General features: G+C 74.6%; 7 protein-coding genes. 6 read left to right on the top strand and 1 reads right to left on the bottom strand.

The window, feature by feature from the left end; genetic code table 11:
* Positions 1 to 390: 390 nt before the first annotated feature.
* The 4 genes from V7E46_RS30275 (at position 391) to moeZ (ending at position 3854) form a co-directional block, all read left to right on the top strand.
* The gene (locus V7E46_RS30275; protein WP_333771400.1) at positions 391 to 1386 is read left to right on the top strand and encodes a hypothetical protein; all 996 of its coding nucleotides are present in this window, start codon (positions 391 to 393) and stop codon (positions 1384 to 1386) included.
* A 94-nt stretch (positions 1387 to 1480) separates the two neighbouring features.
* Complete coding sequence (locus tag V7E46_RS30270) at positions 1481 to 2398, top strand: NAD-dependent epimerase/dehydratase family protein (protein ID WP_329174980.1); 918 nt, start codon at positions 1481 to 1483, stop codon at positions 2396 to 2398.
* Positions 2386 to 2541 (top strand): hypothetical protein, encoded by a 156-nt coding sequence (locus V7E46_RS30265; protein ID WP_333771399.1) that lies wholly within the window; start codon positions 2386 to 2388, stop codon positions 2539 to 2541. The genes V7E46_RS30270 and V7E46_RS30265 overlap by 13 nt, the downstream gene beginning before the upstream one ends.
* 134 nt (positions 2542 to 2675) lie before the next feature.
* Positions 2676 to 3854 (top strand): adenylyltransferase/sulfurtransferase MoeZ, encoded by a 1179-nt coding sequence (moeZ, locus tag V7E46_RS30260; protein WP_329174978.1) that lies wholly within the window; start codon positions 2676 to 2678, stop codon positions 3852 to 3854.
* 82 nt (positions 3855 to 3936) lie between these two features.
* Here moeZ and V7E46_RS30255 read toward each other — a convergent pair whose 3' ends face one another.
* Positions 3937 to 6879 (bottom strand): lysylphosphatidylglycerol synthase domain-containing protein, encoded by a 2943-nt coding sequence (locus tag V7E46_RS30255; protein WP_333771398.1) that lies wholly within the window; start codon positions 6877 to 6879, stop codon positions 3937 to 3939.
* Between the two features lie 81 nt (positions 6880 to 6960).
* Between V7E46_RS30255 and V7E46_RS30250 the strand changes: the two genes are divergently transcribed.
* Together V7E46_RS30250 and V7E46_RS30245 are read left to right on the top strand one after the other, a co-directional pair.
* Positions 6961 to 7341, top strand: coding sequence for an MGMT family protein (locus tag V7E46_RS30250; protein WP_333771401.1), 381 nt, complete (start codon positions 6961 to 6963; stop codon positions 7339 to 7341).
* 219 nt (positions 7342 to 7560) lie between these two features.
* Positions 7561 to 8810, top strand: a 1250-nt coding sequence (locus V7E46_RS30245) for an ATP-dependent helicase (protein WP_333771397.1), incomplete at its 3' end; no start/stop codon positions are given.

Genomic DNA, 8810 nt, shown 5'->3' with positions numbered 1-8810 from the left:
GCCCAGCCCCCCATATCCGAAGCCCCGCCGAACTCTGCACGCCTCGGCTCTGGCGTGGATGGGCCGCGCCCTGGCCGAGTGGCGGGTGAGCTGGGCTCGGGTGCTGGCGTGGACGGGCTGCGCCTCGGCCTTGCGGCGGAGGCGTCAGGTCGCGGTCTTGCGGCGGGCGACCCGCGCCCGGGTGCTGGCGTGGACGGGCCGCGCCCCGAGCGTGGCGTGGACGTACCAGGATCGGGTCCCAGCGAGCCGCGCCCCGAACCGCGGGATCGCCCCGGCGCGGGCCGCGGTGCCGAATCGATTTCGCAGCCGCCCCGCCACGCTCCCGGCGGTCCCCGTGTACCGGCCGCGGCGGCGGCGCCGCGTCCCCCCGGCGGCGCCCGCCTGCCTGCCGTGGCGCCGCCCCGCCACGGCCCCGCCGACCCCGTGCTGGCCGTGATGCACCGGCACCGGGCCATGGTCGCGGGGGCGGTTGACGCGTGGGAGATTGCCGCGGGTCTTGAGGCGTGCGGGGTCAATGACGGGGAGGCGCGGCGGCTGCGGCACCGTGATGTGTTCGGGCTGGCCGAGGAGTTGTACGCACGGGTGCCGCGGGCGGGGCGGGTGGCCGCCCCGGGGGAGCCGGCGGCGGGCGGCGCGTGGCTCGGCGGGTGGACCGTCGCGGTGCACCTGCTGCCCGGGGCCGGCTGCGTCCTGGCGGCGAGGTTCCCCGCGGCAGCCGCGCCGGCCGCGGGGCTGGCGGCCGTCGCCCTGTGGGCGGCCCTGCGCGGCGGCCCGCTGCGTCTCGCACATGGCGCGGGCGCGGCCATCTGGACGTACGGCCTGCTCGGCTTCGCCCTCTACGGCCCGCAGGCCGTCACCGCGCTCGCGGGCCGCGGCCGCTTCGACACCGGGGCAGGCACCGCCGCCTTCGCGGCGCTGGCGCTCGGCCTGCTGCCCGCCGCGGCCCTGGCCCGCTGGTTCGCCGTCGCCGCCCGCGCCCAACTCGCCCCCAGCCACGGCCTCGCCGACTTCGCCGACGCCGTACGCCCTCGCCTTGCCGCGGCCCTGGCCGGGCACGCCGCCGTACAGACCGCGCTGCTGCTGGCCGCCGCCGTGGCGGAGTCCGCACCGCTCGCCGGGCCGGCCGCGCTGGGTGTGCTGCTGTTCACCGCCCGGCTGCTGGCCGTGCACGGGCACGCCGCGACCGCCGCGGCGGGCCTGGCCGCGGCCTGCGCCGCCGAGGCGCTGACCCTCGTGCTCGCGGCGGCCCCCGGCCACCTCGCGCCGCCTGGCGGCACCGCGGAGGCCGCCGCCTGCGGCGCCGCCGCCCTCGTACTGGCGGCCCGGGCGTTCCGCCTGCTCGCCCGGGCCGCCGCCCACCGCCCGCCGCTCGCCGGGCGCCACTGACCTCTGTCACACCGACCAGGAGAAAGAGACCCTTGATCACGCATTTGTTGACCCGACACCGGCAGCTCCGCACCGCACCGCTCGGAGGCTCCCGATGAGAGTGCTGCTGCTCGGAGCCGACGGCTTCCTCGGCCGCCATGTCGCGGAGCGGCTGCTCGCCGACCCGGCCGTCCAGCTCACCGCGCTGGGCCGCAGCGACGACGCCGACGTCAGGTTCGACCTGTCCAGCGGCGCGCCCGGCGTGCTCGCCCGCTTCCTCGACGCGGTCCATCCCGGCGTCGTCGTCAACTGCGCCGGCACCACCCGTGGCGCCGCCCGCGAGCTGACCCGGCAGAACACCGTGGCCGTCGCCACGGTCTGCGAGGCGATGCGCCGCAGCAGTATCGCCGCCCGGCTGGTCCAGCTGGGCTGCGGCTCGGAGTACGGCCCCTCGCCGGTGGGCTCGTCCACCGGCGAGGACGCCCCGCCGCGGCCCGGCGGCCCGTACGGGGTCAGCAAGCTCGCCGCGACCGAGCTGGTGCTCGGGTCGAGCCTGGACGCGGTGGTGCTGCGGGTGTTCAGCCCGGTCGGCCCCGGCACCCCGACCGGCGCGCCGATGGGCCGGGTCGCCGAGGCGCTGCGCCGGGCGATGCAGAACGGCGACCCCGAACTGCGGCTCGGCGGCCTGGCCGTGCAGCGGGACTTCATCGACGCCCGCGATGTGGCCAGGGCGGTGCACGCCGCCTCGCTGTCGGCCGCGCAGGGCGTGGTGAACATCGGCAGCGGGCGGGCGGTGCGGATGCGGGACATGGCCGCCGCGCTGGCCCATGTCGCGGGCTACGAGGGCACCGTCCGCGACCTGGACGAGACGCAGGCCCCCGGCGCCGTGACGATGCCGCCGTATCCCGACGGGTGCGGGCTGTGGCAGCAGGCCGATGTCCGTACCGCACGCGACCGGCTGGGCTGGCGGCCGCGGATCGGCCTGGAGGAGTCGCTGGCCGACGTGTGGATGGAGGCGGCATGCCGCGTCTGACCGGGACCCGGCGGCGTACGGGATCCCGCGCCTCCGGTCCGGGTTACGGGACCGACCCGTGGGCGGGGCCGCCCGGATACTGGGACCGGGTGGTCCGCGCGGCCGGCGGCGGGGCCGCGGACCGGCCGCCGCCCACGATGTGACCGTCGGATGTCTCGGTCCTCGGACCGGGTGTCTTGGAATGAAGACCGGCGTGGCAGTGTTGCAGGGATGCGCGTGTGCGAGCACGTGGAGTCCGTACCGTCTGAGACCGACCAAACGTATTGCTGAGGTCCCTGTGTCGCTGCCACCCCTGGTCGAGCCGGCCGCCGAGCTCACCGTTGACGAGGTCCGCAGATATTCGCGTCACCTGATCATCCCCGATGTGGGCATGGACGGGCAGAAGCGGCTCAAGAACGCCAAGGTGCTGTGTGTCGGCGCCGGCGGTCTCGGCTCGCCGGCCCTGATGTACCTCGCGGCCGCCGGTGTCGGCACGCTCGGCATTGTGGAGTTCGACGAGGTCGACGAGTCGAACCTGCAACGCCAGATCATCCACAGCCAGGCCGACATCGGCCGCTCCAAGGCCGAGTCGGCCCGCGACTCTGTCCTGGGGATCAACCCGTTGGTGAACGTCGTCCTGCACGAGACCCGGCTCGAAGCCGAGAACGTGATGGAGATCTTCGCGCAGTACGACCTGATCGTGGACGGCACCGACAACTTCGCGACCCGCTACCTGGTCAACGACGCGTGCGTCCTGCTGGACAAGCCGTACGTCTGGGGCTCGATCTACCGCTTCGACGGCCAGGCCTCGGTCTTCTGGTCCGAGCACGGCCCCTGCTACCGCTGCCTCTACCCCGAGCCCCCGCCGCCCGGCATGGTGCCGTCCTGCGCCGAGGGCGGCGTGCTCGGCGTACTGTGCGCCTCGATCGGCTCGATCCAGGTCACCGAGGCGATCAAGCTGCTGGCCGGCATCGGCGAGCCGCTGGTCGGCCGGCTGATGATCTACGACGCCCTGGAGATGACGTACCGCACGGTCAAGGTCCGCAAGGACCCGGACTGCGCCGTCTGCAGCGACCACCCCACGGTCACCGAACTCATCGACTACGAGGCCTTCTGCGGTGTCGTCTCCGAGGAGGCGCAGGAGGCGGCGGCCGGGTCGACGATCACTCCCAAGCAGCTCAAGGAGTGGATCGACGACGGCGAGAACATCGAGATCATCGATGTCCGCGAGCCGAACGAGTACGAGATCGTGTCCATCCCCGGCGCGAAGCTGATCCCGAAGAACGAGTTCATCATGGGCGCCGCCCTGGCGACGCTCCCGCAGGACAAGCGGATCGTGCTGCACTGCAAGACCGGCGTGCGCAGCGCCGAGGTCCTCGCGGTCCTCAAGTCCGCGGGCTTCTCCGACGCCGTCCACGTCGGCGGCGGCGTGATCGGCTGGGTCAACACCGTCGAGCCGCACAAGCCGATCTACTGATCGGCGGTCGGAACGCCCGAAGGGGCCGGCGCTTCTGCGCCGGCCCCTTTGCTGTGCGCCCCTCCGGCGCCACAGGCCGGCGCTACAGTTCCCCGCGGCGGCTGAGCTGGGTGAAGGACAGCCAGCCCGGCAGCACCGGCAGCCAGAAGGTCAGCAGCCGGAAGAAGAGCACCGCGGGGGTGGCCACCTCCTTGGGCAGGCCCGCCGCGATCAGACCGCCGGTCAGCGCCAGTTCGACCGCGCCGACACCGCCGGGCGTCGGGGCGGCCGAGCCCAGCGCGTTGCCCGCCAGGAAGACCACCGCGACGGCCGCGTAGCTGAGATTGCCGCCGAAGGCCCGTACGCAGCCGTCCAGGCAGATCACGAAGGTGACCGTCACCAGCAGGGTGCCGCCGATCCCGGTGGCCAGCTTGCCGGGCCGCTGGAGCACGTCCAGCATGCGCGGCACGACACCGGCGAACAGCGCCCGTACCCGGGTGGAGACGAACTTGCGCAGCGCGGGCACCGCGGTGACCACGAGCACCAGCACACCGGCGGTCAGCAGGCCCGCCATGACCGTACGGGATGGCGACAGCGACGGCGTCTTCTCCGTACCGGTGATGAAGCCGAAGGTCATCAGCAGCAGCACGTGCATGCCGAGGCCGACCAGCTGCGAGGCGCCGACACTTGCCACGGCCAGGCCCGGCCGCACCCCGGCCTTCTGTAGGTAACGGGTGTTCAGCGCCACTCCGCCGACCGCGGCGGGCGCCACCAGCTTCACGAAGGACCCGGCGATCTGCGCCTGCACCGTCCGCACCAGCGACAGCCTCTCCGGCACGAAGCCGGCCAGCGCACATGCGGCGGCGACATAACTTGCCGCGGATCCCGCGACCGCGATCGCCGCCCACCGCCAGTCGGCATTGGCGATGGCGTGCCCGATCGGCACCGAGCTGAGCTGCGACAGCAGGAAATACGCGGCAAAGGCACCGGCGATCACCGTGATCAGGGTGCGCGGCTTGATCCTCTCCAGCCGGACCGGCTCGACCGGGGCCTGCGGCCGGATCAGCAGCACCTGCTGCCGGATCCGGGACAGCAGATCCTCCTCGCGGGCCTCTTCGAGCGCGTCCTCTATGGCCCGCTTCTCGGCTTTGCGCTCGGCCTTGGAGGCCGGCTTCTCCTCGCTTTTGCCCTCTTTCCCCTCCGCGCCGGCCCGCTCGGCGCCGGGCGCCCCGTCCAGGCCCGCACGTGCCGTTCTGCGGGCCGCCGCCGCGTCCTCGGCACGCTGCTTCTCGCGGGCCTCCTTCTCGGCCGCGGAGGCGGCGAGCACCGCCTCGCGCTCCCGCTGGGCCCGCTCCCTGGCCAGCTGCTTGAGCTGCGCGCGGGTGGCGCGGCTGAGCGCGATCGGCTGGAGCAGCGGCAGCGAGCTGGCCACCGCGTCGGGGCCGAGCACCGCCACCGCGGACGCCACCGCGCGCTCGGGGCCGACCCGCAGCGCCATCGTCGTCAGCAGCTGCGCCACGTCCATCCGCAGCACGATGTCGCCCGCCGCGATCTCACCGCCGCGCAGGTCGGTGAGGAAGACCCGGCCCGAGCGGTCCACCAGCAGCGACTCGCCGACCAGCCGCCGGTGCGCGATCCGCCGCGACTGGAGCGCCCGCACCTGCGTCCAGGCCTCGCGCAGCAGGGTGTCGGTGATCTCCTCGTCGGTCAGCGCGTCGAGCCGCCGGCCGCCGATGTGCTCGTAGACCAGCATCACCGCGTCGGGACCCAGCTCCGAGGTGGCGATCAGCTTCGGCGCGTTGGCACCCGCGGCGATTGCCGCGTACGCGAGCAGCGCCTCCTGTTCGAGCGCCTGCCGCAGCGAGAGCAGGCTGCGCCGCTGGGTGATCCCGCCGACCAGGGACAGCCGCCGCCAGGCGCGGTAGAAGAACCCGTGCGCCTGGAGCTCGCGGTCCACCACGGTGACGTCGAGCGGTGGTCCGTCCTCCAGGGTGACCAGATAGCCGCGCCCGCGGTCGGAGTCCGCCGTCTCGGGCCCGTCCACCTGGACCCTGCGGGCGGTCTGCGGGCTGAAACCGACCCGGCGCAGCCCGGCCAGCAGCTGCCGCCCGGTGGGGCGCACGTTGGGCGAACCGACCGCGTAGACGGTGCCATAGGCGATGGTCCAGCCGATCAGGACGGTCACCGCGATCGAGAACGGCGTCGTATAGCCGCCGACGAGCACCGCGAAGGCGTCGAGCAGCAGCACGAACCACAGCGCCACCCGCCAGCGCGGGCGGCGCGCCATGCCGACCGCCGTGACATAGGCGATGACCGGCGCCAGGTACCCGTGCACCGGATCGGTCATGCCGCTCCCGGACGGAGCGTTGTGCGTCAGCGCCTCGCGGATCGGGCCGGGCGCCGAATTGGTCACCCACAGGTCCGTGGCAAGGGCGGTGCCGTGCGCCAGTACGGCGGCGAGCACACCGTCGGCGATACGCAGCCCGTCCCGTTTGGCAAGCCGCTCGATCGCGAAGGCGACCGGCACGATCAGCACCGCGACGCTCGCGGTCAGGCCCGCGAACGACGCCAGCGCGTCGGGCGCGTGGTCGGTGCCCTTGGTGATGTCCGTCTCAAGGCCGGTCGTCGTCGCGTGCGCGAAGCCCGCGATGGCGAGCACGACCGCGATGCCGAGCAGACCGAACAGGAACCGCATCAGGTCGGCGGGCCGGTGCACCCGGGCGGCGAGCAGCGGTTCGTCGACGGCGACCGGGGTGGGGCCGGGCTCGGGGACCACGGTATGGCTGTGCTCGCCGTCGCGCGCGTCGCCGCCGTCGCCGTCCGTGCCCTCGTCCTTGCCGCGGCCTGTGTCGCGGCCGTTGCCGTCGCTCACTGCGTCGCCGTCGCGCTCGGACGTGGCCTTCGCCTTGTCGCGGGACGCGTGGGCCGCGGCACCGTCCGCGGCGCCGCCACCGGGCGCGGGCAGCGCTTTACGGGCGCGGGAGGCCCCTCCGGCCTTGTCCGCGCCCGGCTGATCCGCTTCGGTCTCTTCTTGATCACGTATCACCAGTCACCGCCGGGACGATGGTGGCATGACCACCATACGGATGGCACCGGAACCCCCCGGGTGTCGGCGGCCTGGGGCAGGATGGGGCGGATGAGCGAGGAGTACGACCCCGGCGCGCCCGGCGACTACGCGGAGCGGGTGCTCGACACCGTCGACCTGATCCCGGCCGGGCGGGTGATGAGCTACGGCGACATCGCGGAATGGCTCGGCGAGGGCGGCCCCCGGCAGGTCGGCCGGGCGCTCGCGCTGTACGGCAGCGGGGTGCCCTGGTGGCGCGTGGTGCGGGCCGACGGCGTCCTGCTGCCGGGCCACGAACGGCGCGCCCTGGACGCCTACCGCGCCGAGGGCACGCCGCTGCGGACCGCGGGGCCCGCGAGCGAGGGCCACATACCGCGGGTCGACATGCGCCGGGCGCGCTGGGACGGGCGCACGCCGGGCGCGGGCGGCGCCGCCGACGGCTGAGGGCCGGAAGCTCATGCCCTCCAGCTTCCGCCATCCGGGACCCGTCCACGGCATCGGCGCCCCGCACGGAGTGTCCGGCGTGTCCCCGGGGCGCGCGCGGCCCGCGCGGCGCACAGCGTAGCGTCGGGGACCCGCGGCCACCCGCGCCCGCCCCCGTACCCGCTCGTGCCACCGCACCACCGCACCACCGCTCAAGCCTCCAACGAACCGGCGAACCACGTGATCCTGTCTCCCCCTCCCGCCCAGGCGGCCTCCGCGGCCGTCGGCTACCGGCTGCTGCGGACGCCCCCGGCGCCCGTACGGCCCCCTGTGCTGGACGCGGCACAGCGGGCGGTGGTTGAGCACCGGGACGGGCCGCTGCTGGTCCTGGCCGGACCCGGCACCGGAAAGACCACCACGCTGATCGAATCGGTGCTGGCCCGGGTGCGGGCCGGTACCGCGCCGGACCGCGTCCTGGTCCTGACGTTCAGCCGCAGGGCCGCCGTCGACCTGCGCGACCGGATGGCGGCCCGCGGCCTCGGCGGCCTGCGGGCGAGCACCTTCCACTCCTTCTGCTACGCCCTGGTCCGTGAGCACCAGCCCGCCGAGGCGTTCCAGGACCCGGTCAGGCTGCTGTCGGGACCCGAGCAGGACCTGCTGGTCCGCGAACTGCTGGCGGGCCAGGCCGCGCTGGAGCGGGAAGGCCGCGGCCGGGTGCGCTGGCCCGACGACCTGCGGGCCGCGCTCACCACCAGGGGCTTCGCCGACGAGGTGCGGGCGGTGCTGGCCCGCGCCCGCGAACTGGGCCTCGGCCCGGCCGCCCTCGCCGACTTCGCCCACCGCATCGGCCGGCCCGACTGGACCGCGGCGGCGGCCTTCCTCGACGAATACCTGGAGGTCACCGAGCTGGGCGGGATGGTCGACTACACCGAGCTGGTGCACAGGGCCGTGCTGCTCGCCCGGCAGCCCGAGGTGCACCGGGAGCTGTCGAGGCGGTACGACGCGGTCTATGTGGACGAGTACCAGGACACCGACCCGGCGCAGGTGCGGCTGCTGACCGCGCTGGCAGGGCAGGGCCGGACGCTGGTCGCCTTCGGCGACCCCGACCAGTCCGTCTACGCCTTCCGCGGCGCCGACATCAACGGCATCCTCGGCTTCCCCGAGCAATTCCCGCGCCGCGACGGCAGGCCCGCGGATGTCGCCGTCCTGCGCGTCTCCCGGCGGGCCCGCGGCGGACTGCTGGCCGCCACCCGCCAGCTCACCACCCGTATGCCGCTGCCCCGGCTCCCCGCGTCGGCGGTACGCCTCCACCGCTCCTTCACCGCGGAAGCGCCGGGCGGCGCGGTCGCCGTGCGCACGTACCCGACGCCGGGCGCCGAGGTCGAGTCCATCGCCGACACCTTGCGACGGGCGCACCTGGAGGACGGCTACCCGTGGCACACGATGGCGGTCCTCACCCGCACGGCCGCCGCCCTCGCCCCCCTCCGCCG

The organism is Streptomyces sp. IBSBF 2435 (assembly GCF_036815005.1).
GTDB lineage: Bacteria > Actinomycetota > Actinomycetes > Streptomycetales > Streptomycetaceae > Actinacidiphila.
Note: the sequence above shows the minus strand (reverse complement) of the source record. Positions and strands in the feature narration are given on the sequence as shown.

Coding starts and splice junctions, on each gene's coding strand:
- V7E46_RS30270 (WP_329174980.1), top strand. CDS start 1,481: ATGAGAGTGCTGCTGCTCGGAGCCGACGGCTTCCTCGGCCGCCATGTC.
- V7E46_RS30250 (WP_333771401.1), top strand. CDS start 6,961: ATGGGGCGGATGAGCGAGGAGTACGACCCCGGCGCGCCCGGCGACTAC.
- V7E46_RS30265 (WP_333771399.1), top strand. CDS start 2,386: ATGCCGCGTCTGACCGGGACCCGGCGGCGTACGGGATCCCGCGCCTCC.